The organism is Lachnoclostridium sp. An181 (assembly GCF_002160325.1).
In the GTDB taxonomy this organism is placed as follows: domain Bacteria; phylum Bacillota; class Clostridia; order Lachnospirales; family Lachnospiraceae; genus An181.
Map to the genome: position 1 here is coordinate 71,424 of NZ_NFKJ01000014.1, position 16,897 is coordinate 88,320.

The following is a 16,897-nucleotide window of genomic DNA, read 5'->3' on the forward strand; positions in this document are numbered from 1 at the left end:
AGAATTGCGGCCTGTCGTTAGGTTTGTACAACAGCAGTTTGCGACCAAGTTTATGTAAATAAAGAACAGAATTGTATTGCAGCGGTAACATACATAATAGGCCACATCCGCCTCAAATTCAAAAAGGGAAAAGATCATATATAGGGGGCGCCGGATTAAAATAACCGACGCCCTTTTACGTATTTGTGAAGTATCCAGTCATCTCCTGAAAGGTAGAGAAACCGCTCAAGCCGCTCCTTTACAGTCAGCTCCTGGGGGTGGGGAATCCGGCTTTCATCCAGCACAATGGCATCGATTTCGTATCCCTCTTCAAAGCTTCCTACCTTTCCGAAAAAACTGCCTCCTCCCTTTGTGCCCATAAAGAAGGCTTCTTCCATGGTGATAGGCTTTAATCTGTCATCCACAAGTCGGGCCCTTAGCTTTGAGACCTGGATAGCCTCAGCCATGGACCGGAAGATAGAGAGGACAGTGCCACCGGCAATATCAGATCCCAGGCCCACATTCATATCCTGATCAAGAAAAAGACGCACAGGTGCAACTCCGGAAGTTAAGTTGGTGTTAGACTGTGGACAATGGGCAATATAAACTCCTTGTTCTTTCATCAGACGAATTTCCTCCGGCGGACAATGGACGCAGTGAGCCATAATAGTGGGAACATCACCACCGAACAGGCCGAACCGTTTATAAGCATCGCCATAAAACCGGGACTGAGGTGCCAATTTCTGAACCCAGGAAATTTCCTCCGGATTTTCTGAAAGATGAGATTGAATAGGAAGCCGCCATTCCTTCTGAATCTGATTCAGCCGTTCCATAAGCCTGTCAGAGCAGGCCGGAATAAACCGAGGTGTGAGTATTGGCCGTACATGGGAATAAATTCCGGCTGTTTCCTCTAGCCAGGCGATGGTAGTATCGGCGGAGACATCCCCGGTTGCCTCCCGCAGATATCCCGGACAGTTGCGGTCCATATTCACCTTTCCCACAAAGGTCTCCAGTCCGGATTGCTCCAGTAGCTCCATAAGGATTTTGGTGGCCGGAAGGTGGAGAGTGGCAAATAGGCAGGCTCTGGTATTTACGCTTTTTCTCAGATCCTGAACAAAGATAGTGTATGCTTTTTTTGCATATTCCGTATCCTCGTATCTAGCCTCTTCCGGGAAAGCGCTGGAATTCAGCCAGTCTAAAAGCTCCAGATCCATCTTGAAACCTCGAAAGGCATACTGAGGAGCGTGAATGTGCAGATCGACAAGACCGGGTACAATGAGTTTTCCAGAATAGTCCTCTATAGGAAACCCATCGTACTGTTTCGGAAGACGGGGAAATACCCCCGCAGACAGTCCGTTTTGGCAAATCAAATAGCCGTCCGGCACAGTAATAAGAGTGTTTTTATCTGTACTGTAGCAGATGTCGCCTTTTAGGATTCGTGTGTTTTCTTTATTCATATACCAATCTCCTTTTTCTTATTGAGACATAACCATAATCTATTTAAAGAAACAAAACAAAAAACCGCCTGCTCTCTGACTTTGGTTTCCGTCCCTGAAATATTGGATAGAAACACATAGTCAGCTGATACGGCAGCCGGTAGATACATTCACCCATTCTGTGAATTTATACATGTTTTACATTCCTAATTTATCACCCACCAGTCATTCTGTCAAGATTTCTATTGTATCCGTAATTTCAAAATCTCCATCCATTCCATCCCACTATACCCCCCTCTGTGCTGCCTATGACTATTATATTGCCAGATTTCCATAATAACTAAATTTCCACAAAAATAGGACATCTCAAAATTGTATCCATGATCTTTATTTTGAGATATCCTATTTTTTTGGCATTATCTTTAAGATTATACTTGCGCTATTTTTTCTCTAATTTTTCCAGACGCTTTTTTGTAACCCTTTTCTCCTCCACAAGGCGTTTCACTCTGTCGTCAAGATGCCTTTTTACAATGTACTGGTATACTGTCTTTGGCACAAGATTTCTCCAGTCCTGTCCTGTGATTATGTTTTCCCTTACCTCTGCTCCGGTAATTCCTTTTTCGTCAGGACTTTTCCACCATATTACTTCCGTCTTAAGCCCCAGACCTTCCAGTACTTTTTTATTGTCCTCGCTCCAGCTGTCACAGATACCAAGAAAGTATACCGCATCCTGCGGAGCATACTGCAAAAGCTGATCTGGCTTTGTAATCGGGAAAGGGATGATCTCAAATTCTTCCCTGTCCACTCCGAACTCCTTCATTGCATCCCTTAACATTTCATACCGTTCAATATAAGTAAATGGATTAGCCGCTATCTTCGCTTTGTTCAGGCGGTTGGAAACCTTTGCCAGATAAGAGTCCTCCGGATTTGTAATCCCTATATAAAGTCGTTTGCATCTCATCTTTGCTGCAAGTATATACTCCATATGTTTTAAATGCAGTCCCTGAAATCGTCCGTGGATGACACCTGTCTCTACCATATCTCTAATCTTCCTCCATCTCACCCTTTATCTTCCGTTTTTTACACTTTGCCCATTATAACATATATTGATAAATTCCGCCAATATCAATACAGCGCTACCCCGGAATACTGTCTCCAAGGCAGAGCGCCCCATATCCCACCTGCGGATTCGGATATTCTGAAAATCCAGGCAGTTTTTTTGCCCCTCTGCGCAAATAAGCCTTGACCTTTTCCCCGTACAGATACCGGTCATTTTCACGTATGATCCCCCACTCCATCAAAAGCGCTGCACTGCCGGTCACAAAAGGGACTGCAAATGAAGTTCCACTTACCACAACCTCTCCCCCAGTGCCGGGCACAGCAATCCCAACGCCGGGAGCTGCAAGATCCGGCTTGATAACTTCCAGCTGCCTTGTAAATCCCCGCCCGGAAAATCCAGCGTACGCCCCTGTTGCAGCATCATATGCCCCCACTGTTACAACCCGTGACGCGGTGGAAGGAATCGTCAAAGTGGTGTCCTTGACCGGGTACAAAAAACCAGTGCCCCGATTTAAAAGTACTCCGGATGGCATCCACATCTCATAATTTCCCTGCACGATCCTTCTTGGTGACAGCAAAATTCTCCATTCTCCGCTGTCCAGGTACTGTCTCGTCGGAAGGAATGTCAGATAGATTTCCTGGGCAGTACTGAAAGGACTTGGTTCTCCGTAATAGAGAAGTACCTCTGTCTCCTGAAACACAAGCCTCTGCGTGCCAAGTTCCTCCTGAATCGGGCCTGCTCTTCTCCCGGAAGGCGAAATCAAAGAAATGTCCACCAAGTCCTGATACTCCTTCCATATCTGAATGCTGATCGCCTGCTGCCGCTCCTGAACGGAAAACCTGACCTCCACTTCTTCATCCTCTTTTAAAATTCCGGCTGTATGGCCTGCTGTCTCCCCCTCGTTCCCCGATCCCACACAGATCACACTCTTCCAGATATTTGCCACATCATCCAGATATCTTTCCACTAGCGAGGTACCGTCATGAGAACCATATGTATTTCCAAAACTAATGTTCAGCGCTAGCGGCATGCGCATTTGGAGTGCTTTCCTGATACAGTAATCCACTGCCTGCATCAGTTCTGTAGTTCTTGGAAAACCTCTTTCTCCTGCAAGTCCCATCTTTACCACAAGGAGCATACTCTTTGGTGCCACCCCGTCATTTCCTGCTGCAATTGACGCCACTGCAGTCCCATGTCCCGAGACATCAAATCCCGGCGCAATCCCGTCATTTCCTTCCTTGAGAAGACGGTTTAGATCCTCCGACGAGTATTCCGCCCCCATATGGAACCCTTCAGGCGGGGTTCCCTGGCCCATCTGATCCCAAAGAAATGCAATCCTTGTCGTCCCGTCCATATTTTTGAACTCTGCCTTTGTGTAGTCAATTCCAGAATCTACAATCCCGACTAAAACCCCCTCTCCCAAAAGGGAAAAGGGAGCCCTTTGCACCCTTGTGATACAAGCCTCCCTCTTTGCATTCTGCAGCTCAAAAAACAACAGTTTAGGTTTCTCAATAAATTCCACGGGAGCAAGTGACGCCAACTCCTCCATGCGTTCTTTCTGTATCTTCAAAACCGCATATTCATTTTGAAGTTCTGTCACTTCATCTGCAACTTCTCTGACTGTATCCAAATCTCCGGAATACTTAATAATGACTTCCCAAAGCTCCCCCTCTGTTCCGACATCCAGCTCCGCAGATTTTTCCCGCTCTGCTTCCGTTGCGTCCAGCGCAAGGTTCAATACATTGTCTGCTTTTTGACTGTTCATATTTTTCCTGTTTTTATTTGATTATATTTCCGCAGTACGGAGCTAATGACACTGGAATGAAAAATCCCTGCGGATGCCGGCAGACCGGACATACTTTTGGAACCTGTTTTCCAATGTGAAGATGTCCGCAATTTAAACACATCCATTTCTGCTCCTCTGGTGTCTCAAAATACTCGCCGCTCTTTAGAAGTGCTGCAACTTCCCGGAATCTTTCTCCATGCAGTTTCTCAATCTGGGCAATCTGGAGAAAAGCTCCCGCTGCCTCATAGAATCCTTCTTCTTTTGCAATATTTCCAAATGCAGGATACACGTCATCATACTCTTCAAACTCGTTTTTTCCTGCCATCTCAAGCAGTGTCTCCGTTTTGTCTGCAATGTCTACCGGATATCCGCCGTCAATGTGTATCGTCTCTCCCGCCATCTCACCAAGCAACTCATAGTATCTCTGCGCATGCGCTCTTTCCTGCTCTGCGGTAAAAAGAAAAATATTTGAGATTGCGTAGAGGCCTTCTTCTCTTGCCTGCTCAGCTGCGATTGTATAGCGGTTTCTAGCCTGGCTTTCCCCTGCGAACGCCCGCATCAGGTTCTCTTTTGTCTGACTTTTACTAAAATCAACTGCCATATCACACACTCCTTTTCTTCTCTGAAAGAAGTATGCCCCTCAGCACAAATTTTATACCAGTTTCTTCCTTATTTTCCCATTCAGTATAAATTCTAATTAAATCCCCAAAGCCTTCTCGCAACCTGATACACCATGACTGATATCTTTCGTCCCGAATGCCCCGGCAGGTTGGCTGTCTGTCCAAGAATTCCATAACGGATTTTCCAGTACACCCGATAGTCATTCTTCTTCAGGTAATCCCAGAGTTCTTTTTTCTTACGCAAAGCCTCCTCCGTTTTGGATCTTATTAAAATAATGGAAGATACTGTCATCATGATCGCCAAATAATTCACCATGTAATTCCTCAGCTTTTTATTCGGAATTTTTCTCAGCACATACATATCGATCAATGTTTTTGTTACAAATATCTGCTGATCCACCCTTTTGATCATATTCTTTTCATTGACAGACTGGTCATCTCTGCCGATGAAATAACGATAGAAATTTAGGTTCATATAATAGATGGTGCGAACATGAGGCAGCGGATAATATACATAAATATTGTCTACATAAAAAGTATGTTTTGGCAATTTAAGCTGGCAAAGTTTCAAAAGCTCTGTCCGGTAAATAACAGAATGCATCAGAATATATTGGCCGATCCGGAAATGTCCGACTTCCTTCCACGTAAAAATCTGATTCTCCGGAAGGACATTCCGGTAATGGATGACGCGCTTATGCTGTGCTCCTACTTTCTCGTACACATAATTTGCCAGGAACATGTCCACCTCCTGTCCCTGTTCGTACAATTCTCTTATCACAGACAGAATTTTCTTTAAGGACTCTTCATCCACCCAGTCATCGCTGTCCACTACTTTAAAATATATTCCTGTTGCTGTTTCCAGTCCAGCATTCACCGCATCTCCATGCCCGCCATTCTCCTTATCCACAACTTTTACAATGGTCGGATATTCTTTCTCGTATCTTCTTGCAATTTCAAGTGTACTGTCCGATGAACCGTCATTTACAATGATCAGCTCTATGTCCTCTCCTCCAGACAATATCGATTCCAATGCCTTCTCCATATACTTTTCGGAATTATAACACGGAACCGCAACCGATAAATATTTCATTCCTTTCACTCCTTCTCACAAGTATTTTCTAGTATAAATCATTCTTCCCCAATTTCCAACCATATATTGTAAAATCGTCATAATTCCATTATATTATTATTAAAAATAACATTTTGGAGGAAATGAAAATGAAAAAAAATCTTATTGTTGGCCAGTCAGGCGGCCCTACTGCTGTCATTAACGGCAGCCTGTGCGGAGTTATCCGCGAAGGGAAACGCCAGTCTGATTCCATCGGACATCTGTACGGCATGATCAACGGAATTGAGGGGTTTTTAAACGGGCACGTTTTGGACATTAAAACTGAAATTTCTGAAACTGAGCTGAATCTTATTCACACTACACCCGGTGCATATCTTGGCTCCTGCCGCTACAAACTTCCGGAAGATTTTAATGATCCTGTGTATAAAGCACTCTTTCAAAAATTTGAGGAATACGATATCGGATATTTCTTTTATATCGGCGGAAACGACTCCATGGATACTGTAAGCAAGCTTTCCCGCTACGCATCCCAAATCGGCAGCGATATCCGCTTTATCGGTATTCCAAAAACAATTGACAATGATCTTATCCACACAGACCACACGCCTGGTTTCGGAAGTGCTGCAAAATATGTTGCCTCCACAGTGCGTGAGATTGCCGTGGATGCATCTGTATATGACAATAAAAAATCTGTTACTATCGTAGAGATTATGGGACGGCACGCCGGATGGCTCACTGCTGCAAGCGCACTTGCAAGAAAATTCAAAGGGGACAACCCTGTGCTCATCTATCTTCCGGAAACCACCTTTGATCCGGATGCATTTATCGAAAAAGTACGTCAAAACCTTGAGACTGTTTCCAACCTCATTGTCTGTATCTCCGAAGGGATCAATGACGGAAAAGGGACTTTCATCTGCGAATTGTCAAGCGAAGTGGGTGTGGATACATTTGGACATAAAATGCTGACCGGCTCAGGAAAGTATCTTGAAAATCTTGTGAAGGAAAAACTTGGTGTCAAAGTACGTTCTGTAGAATTGAATGTAAGCCAGCGCTGCTCTTCTTCCATGCTCTCAAAAACAGACTTGGACGAGGCAGAGGAGGCAGGCGCATTTGCAGTTTTAAAAGCACTGGAGGGCCAGACCGGAAAAATGATAACCTTCATACGCACAGAAAATGAACCTTATACGATCGCCTGCTCTACTGCAGATGTAAACGATATCTGTAATCAAGAAAAAGCAGTACCACTTTCCTGGATAACCGAAAACGGCTGTGATGTGACTGACGAATTTATCTCATACGCACGCCCGTTGATCCAAGGACAGGTGGATGTACCGATGGAGGACGGACTTCCGCGGTTCGCCTACCGTTCATAAATTGTTCATTTTTTATTTCTAGAATCTTTACCTCTTGAACATGATTCTTTCATTTCTGTTACTTATACTAAAGTCATCAAATAGATAAATCTAGAAATTAGACGCTACCAAGTTTAACACTATTTGAAATAAACTTTTTCATAATACATGCCAGGAGCTGCACCACCAGCTGCCTGGCATCCTCCCTTTTACAGACCTTTTGGTCTGTATTTTTTTATCTTGTGTTCTTTCATACTCTGAAATAAAATAAGGGTAAGATGTTTATAGACAATTCTAGACAAAAAGGTGAAACTGACATGACAAAAATGAAAAAAACACGAAAACCAGGAAAATATATTGGATTTCTTGATTTGGAATATAATACCGGCTTTGATACGGACAATGCTCCAGGTCTTCTCTCCATCGGCATCGTAATCGCAGATTCCTGCACTCTGGAAAAAAAGGATTCCTTCTACTCACTGACAAGGCCACGCATCAATGTGATTCTGACTGAATATTGCCAGGTCTTGACAAAACTTTCACAAGAAGACATTTACCACGCCCCTCCTCTTGATCATGTACTCGCACAGGTCATTGGTTTTCTGCGCAAATGGTCTGTTCAAACTCTGTACGTGTACGGCAACTGTGACAAACCAGTGCTCGCAGCAAATATTGCCAGCATCGGTATGGAAAAGAAATGGCACTATCTGTGCGATATGATCTTGGATATCTCTGTTCAGATTACCCGTACTCTCTTCGATGAAAAACAGTCTCTTGCACTCGAAAAACTTGCTGCTCTTCTTGGAACAACTCCCCGCGGACACTGGCACAATGCCTTAACAGACGCAGATATGCTCTATCATGTGTACTGTTCACTGAAGCGCAAAAGCTATTCCCGCAAAGATGTTGCATCCGCCAATGCGGAGATGAAATTGCGTCAGATATACAATGACAGCAGAAATTTTTATCGGCTATCCTTTTCTCTCCCTGAAAAAAAGAAAAAGGAGCTCTTAATGGCTGCGGATTTATTATGGACCTCCCAAAACCATGGAAATCCGGAAGAAAAGGTGCGTATTGCAGCTCTCTGCGATGACCTCACCGTTATATGCGGTGAACCCCCCAGCTACAAAGACCGCCTTTTTCGTTTTATTTGAGAGTCTATTTCCCGGCCCATATTTTTCCTCCCTCCATCTTCAGCTGATATTGTGCTGCAATCTTTTTTATCTCCTCATCCTTTATCAGATTGGGATTCTGGGCGATGTAAGCGCTCAGTACTCCCAAAAGCTTTTCCCTGCTGTTATCGGGAAACATACACATTGCCTGCACTCTGAGCCGTTTCAGTTCGTCTGACCCCGGTACCTTCTCAATACCTTTTTGACAGACTTCATCTGATTTTTTCCAGTCATTTCTCTGCATGAGGGCTTTGGCCCACTGGGTATAGTACTGCTGCCGCTGTTCCTCATCCAGTTTTAGCCTGGACATCTCTTCGTAACATAAATCCGCCTCTTTTTTTTGTCCTGTCATCTCATACATTCTGCAAAGTATACTTTTCACCTCAAACTCTCTCTTTTCATTGAAATAAATATCCTTTTCATACTCATGTATACAACATCTCTTTGCCAGATCTATCATCTCTTCGCAGTCTTCCATGTCACCTATCTTTTCGTATACTCTCAGCATACACAAAAGATCTCCCTTGTCTTCTGCCTCTAAAGATTTCAGCGCTTCTTTTGCCTTTTCTTCTTTTTCCTGTCCACTCATATACTCTGCCAGTATGATGTAATGCTTTGCCTTTTCATGTTCATCCTCCACCCTTCCAAAACATTGTTTACTTTCCTCATAATCTCCAAATTCCAGAAAATACTTCTTGCCCTGCTCCATGTAACTGTCATCCATCATCTTACCGACAATGCTTTTCTCAATTATTGAATGTTTCTTCTGGCCTTCTTCTTTTACATGTTTTATTGCGTACCAGCCACCGCCGCCTATGCACAGAGACAAACATAAAATCCCCCATAAGACCGCAGGCACAGGTTTCCTCTTCCTGCCAAGACAGTGAACATTTCTTTCTATGGATTTTTTCTTTTTTTCCAGGTCCTCCTTTCTTCCACAAAGTACAACTATTTTTTTAATATACTGTTTCTCCCTCCAATGTATGGAAGGATAAATATCACTCTGGGCCATCATACACTGAATCATCCTGCCTGCTGCAAACATTGTTTGCACTTCTCTTTCTCCTGTACATTCAAACTTTTCTTTAATCTTCTTCCTTTGGCCTTTCTTTTTGCAGGATTCGTTATTTTCATCCTCCATATCCAAAAGATAGAGGTTGCGGTCTGCTCCCAAAAGAACCCCATATGGATTAAAAAGAAATCGTCCGCTCTCCTCCCGGGACATGCACACACAGAATGCCATCTCGACAAGCTGACGCATCCATCCAACTGCTTCCTCCTTCACGATCTTGGGTCCTGGAGCAAATTTTTCATACCACAGGACACCTTTTTGAAAATCCATGACAACCCGACAGTTATTACCGCACATCGACAGGCGCAGAACCGCATATCCTTTTTCGTCTTTCATAAACGCTCTCACTGCCTTTCCATTATGAAATTTTAATCTGTGGAATTTAACAAGAATCTTAGATGTGTGTTTATGTATATATCGTATCATATTTATAACTATTGTTCAAGTAAAAATTCGGGCAGATGCGATCTTACATCTGCCCATCATACACTTATATTTTAAATGGTCTGTAGAGATGACGCGGAATTCCGTCCACCATGACCGGTGGCATATCTCCCTGGATCAGAGGACGCACATACCGTTTAAATTCATCTGTCACATAGGTGCCCTCTTTATTGACCCATTCTCTTGGCACGAGCCGCTCATCATTTGCTATCTTGTGCACATTTTTTACTGCAGTCGCACATTGATATGGATCGTCAGAGATTCTCTCGAACACGACCATGACTCCTGAGTCTCCTTCATCCGCAGCCATCACAGCAGCTCCTCCTGCCTGCATTGCCTCCAGTATATCCACCCTGGATGCCAGATGCGCACCTGAGCGCTGAAGTGTACTCAACTCAATGGCTCTTGTCTTACAGCCAATCTCTCCGGCAATGAGGCTTGCCAAATAGTTTGCTGTTCCGGACAACTGTTTATGTCCAAACGCATCCACAAAGTCAACACTCTGCCCAAGCTCGCACACATACCTCCCGTCCGCCAGTTTGATTCCCTCTGACACAGCCACCACAACGGAAGATTGCTTTTTAAGTATCTTCTTTACCCTATCCACAAAAGTCTCCAGTTCAAACGGAAACTCCGGCAGATAGATAAGATCCGGGCCCTTACAGTCCTCTCCTTCTGCCAGACATGCGGCCCCGGTAAGCCATCCTGCATTCCTTCCCATGATCTCCACGATGGTGACGATACCTTTATTATACTCCAGGCACATACCATCACGTATGATCTCTTTTACAGATGTACCAATATATTTCGCAGCACTCCCGAAACCAGGCGTATGGTCAGTGAGGGCAAGGTCGTTGTCTATGGTCTTTGGAGCACCCACAAACTTTGTAGGCTGCCCTGTCAGGATTCCATAGTCGGAAAGTTTTTTAATCGTATCCATGGAGTCATTTCCTCCGATATAGATAAATGCCTCAATGTCCAGTTTGTTGAGGATATCAAATATCTTCTCGTACACTGCCTTGTCCTCATGGATCTCCGGAAGTTTATAGCGGCAGGAACCAAGATATGCGGCCGGGGTACGTTTCAAAAGCTCCACATCCAGGTCATTGGTGATATGATCTGCTAAATCAACATAACGCTCCTCCATTAATCCCTGAATGCCATTCCTCATCCCATAAACTTTTTTGGCACCGCGCTCTATCGCTGTACGGTAAACTCCTGCCAAAGTTGAATTGATCGCTGACGTAGGTCCTCCGGATTGACCGACTATTACATTTCCTTTCATTTACATACCTCCCTGTCTTTACATTTTGTATATTTATCGATAATGATTAACACTATTTTAGTATATTATCACTATTTTGTAAATATTTCTTCCTGATTTAACCGTTATACTACACATTTTCAAAATGTAGGACAGGGTACATTCTAACTTTTTTCACAAATACTTCCATCTATTTTTATCTTCTTTGCCTTCAGCCTGTCATAGACATACTTTCTGAACAAACTGTAGATCACGGACACGAGCGGAATAAAAATAAGCATTCCCACAATTCCCATCAAACTTCCGCCCACACTGACTGCAGCCAGAACCCAGATAGACGGAAGCCCTACTGAATTTCCCACCACGTGGGGATAGATCAGGTTGCCCTCCACCTGCTGCAAGACAAGGAATAGAATGATAAACATCACTGCCTGCATCGGGTTGATGACCAGTATCAGAAAGGTACCGATCGCACAGCCGATAAATGCACCGAAAATCGGAATCAGAGCTGTAAATGCAATGAGAATTCCGACAAGCATAGCATATGGAAATCTGAATATATTCATTGTAACCACAAACATCAGGCCAAGTATACACGCCTCCAGGCACTGCCCGGTTAAAAAGTTGGAAAATGTCCTGTATGTCAAAGAACAGATATCCATCACTTTTTCCACGTGCTCCTTCTTCATAAACGCATACATGATCTTTGTCACCTGCACACGCAGTTTTTCCTTTTGCAGAAGAATATAACACGCAAAAACAAATGCGATAAAAAATGTCATGATTCCGCTGATGATACTGCGCGCTGCTGTGTAGGTAGAGCCAATGACATTCCCTGCTCCCGTCTTCAGAAAATCAACGGCATTCTGGAAAAGGCTCTCCCAGTTGATCTGTATCTGTCCTATCCATTCCACAATACTTGGATTGTTCTGAAACATATCCATTGCCTTTTTTTGCATATCGCTCAAAAAATCCTGTATATTTCCGCCAAGATTAAGGAAGGTTTTTCCAAGCTCCGGCAATACAACAAACATCAGAAGAACAAGCAGACCCACAAAAAGTGTCAATGTCAGCAGAAGACTGACCGGCCTTGCAAGTTTCTGTGCCACTTTTTTCTTTTCCATGTATTTATTACAGAATATACATTTTTCCAGAAAACTCATCGGCACATTTAAGATAAATGCCACCGCCCCTCCGATAAGAAACGGAAGAATGACATTTCCAGCAACTCCAATATAATGGAAAACCACTTTGTAATTCCATGCTGCCACGAGAAGAATCACCGTGTACAGTACAAGCCATCTGATTTTTTTAATGATCCGATTGTCTAAATCCAAGCTTTCCCTTCTCCTTTCAGGAGCTGTACTACAACAAGGTTCATCAATGCCATCAGGCAAATGATTCCATACTGTTTTAAGGTCAGTGTTGCAACCTGCATTACAGGTGCAAATACAGGAATCAAAAGAACCGCACTGATGAGCACAAATCCAATTGCGAATGCTCCGAATAAATAAATATTATTATAAAACTGCTTTTTGAACAATACTCTTTTGTCTGATTTACAATTGAACCCATGAACAAGCCGTGCCATACATAAAGTTCCAAATGCCATTGTGCTTGCAAGTTTCGCGCTTGTCTCCAGTCCGATCATAAAGGACACACCTGTCAGAATACAGATCACAGCGCCCTGCACCCCGATTCTTGCCAAAAATGACTTTGTAAGAATCGATTCATCCGCCCTTCGCGGTTTCTGACCCATCACATCATGCACATGCGGTTCCAGTCCAAGGGCAATCGCCGGAAGGCTGTCTGTCAAAAGGTTGATGAACAAAAGGTGTACTGGTTCAAACGGTACCGGGAGACTCAAAAGCGCTGCAAACAATACCATCAAAATAGCGCCGAAATTACCGGAGAGCAAAAACTGAATAGAATGCTTAATGTTCTGATATACATTTCGTCCGTTTTCCACTGCTTTGATGATCGTTGCAAAGTTGTCGTCTGTCAGGATCATGGCAGCTGCATCCTTTGACACTTCTGTTCCTGTAATACCCATGGCAACACCAACATCCGCCTGTTTCAGCGCAGGGGCATCGTTCACCCCGTCTCCTGTCATGGCCACAATATTTCCTTTGTTCTGCCATGCCTTTACAATACGTATTTTATGCTCCGGTGAAACTCTCGCATACACGGAAATGTGCTCCACAAAGTCTTCCAACTCCTTATCGCTCATGTGTTCAATCTCCATTCCTTCGCATGCTTCACAATCTTCTTTTAAGATACCGATTCGTTTTGCGATCGCAGCAGCTGTGATTTTATGATCTCCTGTTATCATCACCGGTTTGATACCTGCTGCAATACATTCTTCCACTGCTGGCTTTGACTCATCTCTTGGCGGATCCATCATAGCCGCCATGCCAAGGAAGATATAGTCTTTTTCATCCTCAGTGCCAATCTGCGCCCGATCAATCTCCCGGTATCCAACAGCCAGAACACGAAGTCCTTCTCCTGCGAAAGCCATGTTCTTGTCAAAGATTTTGTTTCGCCATGTTTCCGTCATCGGCTCAGTCCCTGAAACGGTTTCTATCATCAAAGAACGGCCTACAAGGACATCCACTGCACCTTTTGTAATGATATACTGCTTTCCGTCTATTTCATGTACTGTTGACATCAATTTTCTGTCACTGTCGAACGGAACTTCCCCAATCCTTGGTGTGCCTTCTCTCAAAGGCCCAGTGTAGATTCCATTTTGCTCCCCTGCTTTTACAAATGCAGTTTCCGTAGGGTCACCAATCTCCACGCCATCCTGAATAGACGCATCGTTGCACAAAAGACTATATTTTAGAAATCTCTCTCCTTTTGGACATTCCAAAAGGTTTTCTGCCGCAAATGTTTCGCCGCCGATATAGTACTGCTCAATCGTCATTTCGTTCTTTGTCAATGTGCCTGTCTTATCGGAACAGATAACAGAAACACTTCCAAGCCCTTCCACAGCCTGTAGTTTTCTGATGACCGCATGCTCTCTTGCCATTTTCTGCGTTCCAAATGCAAGTACGATGGTCACGATAGAACTCAAGGCTTCCGGTATGGCTGCCACAGCCAAAGCAATCGCAAACATAAACGCATTACCGATATCTTCACCCTTGATAACGTTTACACCAAATAACACAGCACAAAATACAAGAATCAAAATAGAAAGATTTTTTCCAAACTGATCTAAATTTCTCTGCAGCGGAGTTCTCTTATCCGCGGTATTTGCCAAAAGTCTGGCGATCTTTCCTACCTCTGTATCCATACCAATAGATGTGACAAGGAAACTTCCTCTTCCGTAAGTAACAAATCCACCAGAGAATACCATATTTTTCTGGTCTCCAAGAGGTGCTGTTCCTTCAATAAGACAGTCCTCTTTCTCAACACTCACACTTTCTCCTGTCAGCGCACTTTCATCTATTTTTAAGCTTGCACAATCCAAAATCCTGCCGTCTGCAGGTACATAATCTCCAGCCTCCAAAATAACTTCATCACCGATCGTGACTTCCGAGACAGGAATTACTTTTACGCCGCCGTTCCTTACGACCTTTGTCTCAGGCGCGGAAAGTTTCTTTAAACTTTTAAGTGAACTCTCAGCCTTTAATGTCTGTACTGTTCCGAGTATCGCATTGATGGTGATCACGATCAGGATGACCGCAGTACTCTCAAGATCGCCCAAAAAACCTGAAATGATCGCGGAGATGATCAAAATGATAACAAGAAAATCTTTAAACTGTTCCAGAAAAATCTGGATGGGTTTTTTCTGTTTTCCTTCAGCCAGCTCATTCTTTCCATATTTTTTCTGATGTGCTTCCACATCTTCTGGGCGAATCGACTCCTGATAGCCGTTCACCTGTTGGCGTACCTCCTCCTTTGTCATCTGATAAAACGTTTTCATTATCTTTTCTCCCTCCTAAACAATATAAAATTTTCATTTTCGTGCAATAAAAAAGGTGACACTTTTTATTGCACCTTATACATGCAATAAAAGTCTCACCATTTCATCACGACACGGATGTATCCATCGTATTGACGATATCGCAAACACCAGTTTCCTGATGCCGGTTACTCCCTCTTATTATTTAGTATGATACCTGCAAACATAGACTCTGTCAACCACTATTCTTATTTTCCACTTTTTCTTTTAAAATATATAATCATTTTTGATTTACTTGTTGACAATACTCAGCTTATGCTATATAATAACTATTGTTGTGAGCAACGCAGACAACATGTGGGTTTAGCTCAGCTGGATAGAGCGTTTGGCTACGGACCAAAAGGTCGGGGGTTCGAATCCTCTAACCCACGTTAAAAGGCAAATCGTGTTTACGGTTTGTCTTTTTTATTTTATCTTATTCTTTCCCAAAATTTCCCTTGTATTCACTAAAAGAACAAAACGGCAAATACGCTATTGCGGCGTGCGCATCCTACCAGGAGAGCTTTTATTCTATGGGGAAGACAAAAGGACTTTCCTATAGAAAATAAAAAATGCTTTAAATCTCTGATCCACAAAGATTTAAAGCACTTTACTGCCGGCGACCGGAATCGAACCGGTACGGGAGGATAAGTCCCGCAGGATTTTAAGTCCTGTGCGTCTGCCAGTTCCGCCACGCCGGCAAAATGGGACCAATAGGGCTCGAACCTATGACCCTCTGCTTGTAAGGCAGATGCTCTCCCAGCTGAGCTATGATCCCACACAAAAAACTATATTTAATTTTGTATCGCTTTTACGATACAAGCGACCCGGATGGGACTCGAACCCACGACCTCCGCCGTGACAGGGCGGCGCTCTAACCAACTGAGCCACCGGGCCTTAATAAAAGTGGACCTTCAGGGACTCGAACCCGGGACCGATCGGTTATGAGCCGATTGCTCTAACCAACTGAGCTAAAGGTCCATATTTATCTAAGGTAAGTCTTGAAGACCTCTTATGTTTGTTTGCTTTTTCAAGCAAAGCCGATGATCGGACTCGAACCGATAACCTGCTGATTACAAATCAGCTGCTCTGCCAATTGAGCCACATCGGCATATCTTCTTTGAGCAGCTGATTTATAATCAGTCTGCTACTGCCTCATATTGCCCTTCGCACAATCTGCACAAATGAACCAATTCGGCATATTCATCAATGACTCCTACGGGAATCGAACCCGTGTTACCGCCGTGAAAGGGCGATGTCTTAACCGCTTGACCAAGGAGCCTTATTTTTTTCTGGACACTGTCCGCTTTTGGACGGATGTCACCGGTATCCTGGTCAGCATGTCCTCTCGCTGTACCTTTTTTTAGGTAACCGTGTCAACGAAGATAATATTATCATATTTATAAGATTTTTGCAAGAGGAATTTTCATTTTTTTTGAAAAAATTAAAAAAACTTTTTATCTTGAAGTTTATCCAATTCTCTTTTCATTAACCCCCCACCAATTTCATTAATAACTTCTCGAAAATACCACACGCACATTCTTATATGACAAAAAAGCCCGTAAATTAATATTTACGAGCTTTTCCTAAACTCCCCCTGTTGGACTCGAACCAACGACAACTCGGTTAACAGCCGAGTGCTCTACCGACTGAGCTAAGGAGGATCATTCCTTCCTCGAAGGTTCATGCACCTTCAAAAC

11 protein-coding genes, 8 tRNA genes and 1 riboswitch are annotated in these 16,897 nt (G+C 43.5%); of the genes, 3 read left to right on the forward strand and 16 right to left on the reverse strand.

The genetic code is table 11. The annotated features are described in order from the left end of the window. Window positions 1–155 precede the first annotated feature (155 nt). The 5 genes from B5F18_RS09495 to B5F18_RS09515 form a co-directional block, all read right to left on the reverse strand. Window positions 156–1,436, reverse strand: coding sequence for an amidohydrolase family protein (locus B5F18_RS09495; RefSeq protein WP_087157428.1), 1,281 nt, complete (start codon window positions 1,434–1,436; stop codon window positions 156–158). A 97-nt stretch (window positions 1,437–1,533) separates the two neighbouring features. Further along, window positions 1,534–1,630: riboswitch (purine riboswitch) on the reverse strand. Window positions 1,631–1,854: 224 nt separating this feature from the next. Further along, window positions 1,855–2,454, reverse strand: a complete 600-nt coding sequence (locus B5F18_RS09500) for a nicotinate-nucleotide adenylyltransferase (protein WP_087157429.1) — start codon at window positions 2,452–2,454, stop codon at window positions 1,855–1,857. Window positions 2,455–2,551: 97 nt separating this feature from the next. After that, window positions 2,552–4,240 carry a S8 family peptidase gene (locus B5F18_RS09505; protein ID WP_087157430.1) on the reverse strand — a complete coding sequence of 563 codons (1,689 nt, stop codon included), beginning with the start codon at window positions 4,238–4,240 and terminating at the stop codon, window positions 2,552–2,554. Window positions 4,241–4,253: 13 nt separating this feature from the next. After that, on the reverse strand, window positions 4,254–4,862 hold the full coding sequence (gene rbr / locus B5F18_RS09510; protein WP_087157431.1) for a rubrerythrin: 609 nt from the start codon (window positions 4,860–4,862) through the stop codon (window positions 4,254–4,256). Window positions 4,863–4,954: 92 nt separating this feature from the next. Then, window positions 4,955–5,971: a glycosyltransferase family 2 protein gene (locus B5F18_RS09515; protein ID WP_087157432.1), complete on the reverse strand. Its 1,017-nt coding sequence runs from the start codon at window positions 5,969–5,971 to the stop codon at window positions 4,955–4,957. A gap of 128 nt (window positions 5,972–6,099) precedes the next feature. Between B5F18_RS09515 and B5F18_RS09520 the strand changes: the two genes are divergently transcribed. Beyond that, window positions 6,100–7,323, forward strand: a complete 1,224-nt coding sequence (locus B5F18_RS09520) for a 6-phosphofructokinase (protein WP_087157433.1) — start codon at window positions 6,100–6,102, stop codon at window positions 7,321–7,323. A 296-nt stretch (window positions 7,324–7,619) separates the two neighbouring features. Continuing rightward, window positions 7,620–8,456 carry an exonuclease domain-containing protein gene (locus tag B5F18_RS09525; RefSeq protein WP_162607579.1) on the forward strand — a complete coding sequence of 279 codons (837 nt, stop codon included), beginning with the start codon at window positions 7,620–7,622 and terminating at the stop codon, window positions 8,454–8,456. Window positions 8,457–8,460: 4 nt separating this feature from the next. Here the strand turns inward: B5F18_RS09525 and B5F18_RS09530 are convergent, their stop codons facing one another. The 4 genes from B5F18_RS09530 to B5F18_RS09545 form a co-directional block, all read right to left on the reverse strand. Continuing rightward, the gene (locus B5F18_RS09530; RefSeq protein ID WP_087157435.1) at window positions 8,461–9,882 is read right to left on the reverse strand and encodes a tetratricopeptide repeat protein; all 1,422 of its coding nucleotides are present in this window, start codon (window positions 9,880–9,882) and stop codon (window positions 8,461–8,463) included. Between the two features lie 154 nt (window positions 9,883–10,036). After that, window positions 10,037–11,275: a 6-phosphofructokinase gene (locus B5F18_RS09535; RefSeq protein WP_087157436.1), complete on the reverse strand. Its 1,239-nt coding sequence runs from the start codon at window positions 11,273–11,275 to the stop codon at window positions 10,037–10,039. 143 nt (window positions 11,276–11,418) lie between these two features. Next, complete coding sequence (locus B5F18_RS09540) at window positions 11,419–12,591, reverse strand: AI-2E family transporter (RefSeq protein ID WP_087157437.1); 1,173 nt, start codon at window positions 12,589–12,591, stop codon at window positions 11,419–11,421. Further along, window positions 12,582–15,179 (reverse strand): cation-translocating P-type ATPase, encoded by a 2,598-nt coding sequence (locus B5F18_RS09545; protein WP_087157438.1) that lies wholly within the window; start codon window positions 15,177–15,179, stop codon window positions 12,582–12,584. Before B5F18_RS09545 ends, B5F18_RS09540 begins: the two co-directional genes overlap by 10 nt. Before the next feature lie 336 nt (window positions 15,180–15,515). On the opposite strand from B5F18_RS09545, the gene B5F18_RS09550 reads away from it, so the two are divergent. Then, window positions 15,516–15,589, forward strand: a tRNA-Arg gene (locus B5F18_RS09550). Window positions 15,590–15,811: 222 nt separating this feature from the next. Here B5F18_RS09550 and B5F18_RS09555 read toward each other — a convergent pair. The 7 genes from B5F18_RS09555 to B5F18_RS09585 all read right to left on the reverse strand — a co-directional run bounded on the left by B5F18_RS09555 (window position 15,812) and on the right by B5F18_RS09585 (window position 16,861). Beyond that, window positions 15,812–15,898 (reverse strand) — tRNA-Leu (locus tag B5F18_RS09555). Between the two features lie 4 nt (window positions 15,899–15,902). Next, window positions 15,903–15,975 (reverse strand) — tRNA-Val (locus B5F18_RS09560). Between the two features lie 45 nt (window positions 15,976–16,020). Next, window positions 16,021–16,094 (reverse strand) — tRNA-Asp (locus tag B5F18_RS09565). Window positions 16,095–16,104: 10 nt separating this feature from the next. Next, window positions 16,105–16,178: transfer RNA gene (locus B5F18_RS09570), tRNA-Ile, on the reverse strand. A 57-nt stretch (window positions 16,179–16,235) separates the two neighbouring features. Beyond that, window positions 16,236–16,308: transfer RNA gene (locus B5F18_RS09575), tRNA-Thr, on the reverse strand. Between the two features lie 99 nt (window positions 16,309–16,407). Next, window positions 16,408–16,479, reverse strand: a tRNA-Glu gene (locus B5F18_RS09580). Window positions 16,480–16,788: 309 nt separating this feature from the next. Next, a tRNA-Asn gene (locus B5F18_RS09585) sits at window positions 16,789–16,861 on the reverse strand. Window positions 16,862–16,897: the final 36 nt, after the last annotated feature.

Bases quoted from the DNA above. Each gene is read 5' to 3' on its own strand.
- B5F18_RS09515 (WP_087157432.1), bottom strand. From the start codon at position 5,971: ATGAAATATTTATCGGTTGCGGTTCCGTGTTATAATTCCGAAAAGTAT.
- B5F18_RS09535 (WP_087157436.1), bottom strand. From the start codon at position 11,275: ATGAAAGGAAATGTAATAGTCGGTCAATCCGGAGGACCTACGTCAGCG.
- B5F18_RS09495 (WP_087157428.1), bottom strand. From the start codon at position 1,436: ATGAATAAAGAAAACACACGAATCCTAAAAGGCGACATCTGCTACAGT.
- rbr (WP_087157431.1), bottom strand. From the start codon at position 4,862: ATGGCAGTTGATTTTAGTAAAAGTCAGACAAAAGAGAACCTGATGCGG.
- B5F18_RS09530 (WP_087157435.1), bottom strand. From the start codon at position 9,882: ATGAAAGACGAAAAAGGATATGCGGTTCTGCGCCTGTCGATGTGCGGT.
- B5F18_RS09545 (WP_087157438.1), bottom strand. From the start codon at position 15,179: ATGAAAACGTTTTATCAGATGACAAAGGAGGAGGTACGCCAACAGGTG.
- B5F18_RS09525 (WP_162607579.1), top strand. From the start codon at position 7,620: ATGACAAAAATGAAAAAAACACGAAAACCAGGAAAATATATTGGATTT.
- B5F18_RS09505 (WP_087157430.1), bottom strand. From the start codon at position 4,240: ATGAACAGTCAAAAAGCAGACAATGTATTGAACCTTGCGCTGGACGCA.
- B5F18_RS09500 (WP_087157429.1), bottom strand. From the start codon at position 2,454: ATGGTAGAGACAGGTGTCATCCACGGACGATTTCAGGGACTGCATTTA.
- B5F18_RS09520 (WP_087157433.1), top strand. From the start codon at position 6,100: ATGAAAAAAAATCTTATTGTTGGCCAGTCAGGCGGCCCTACTGCTGTC.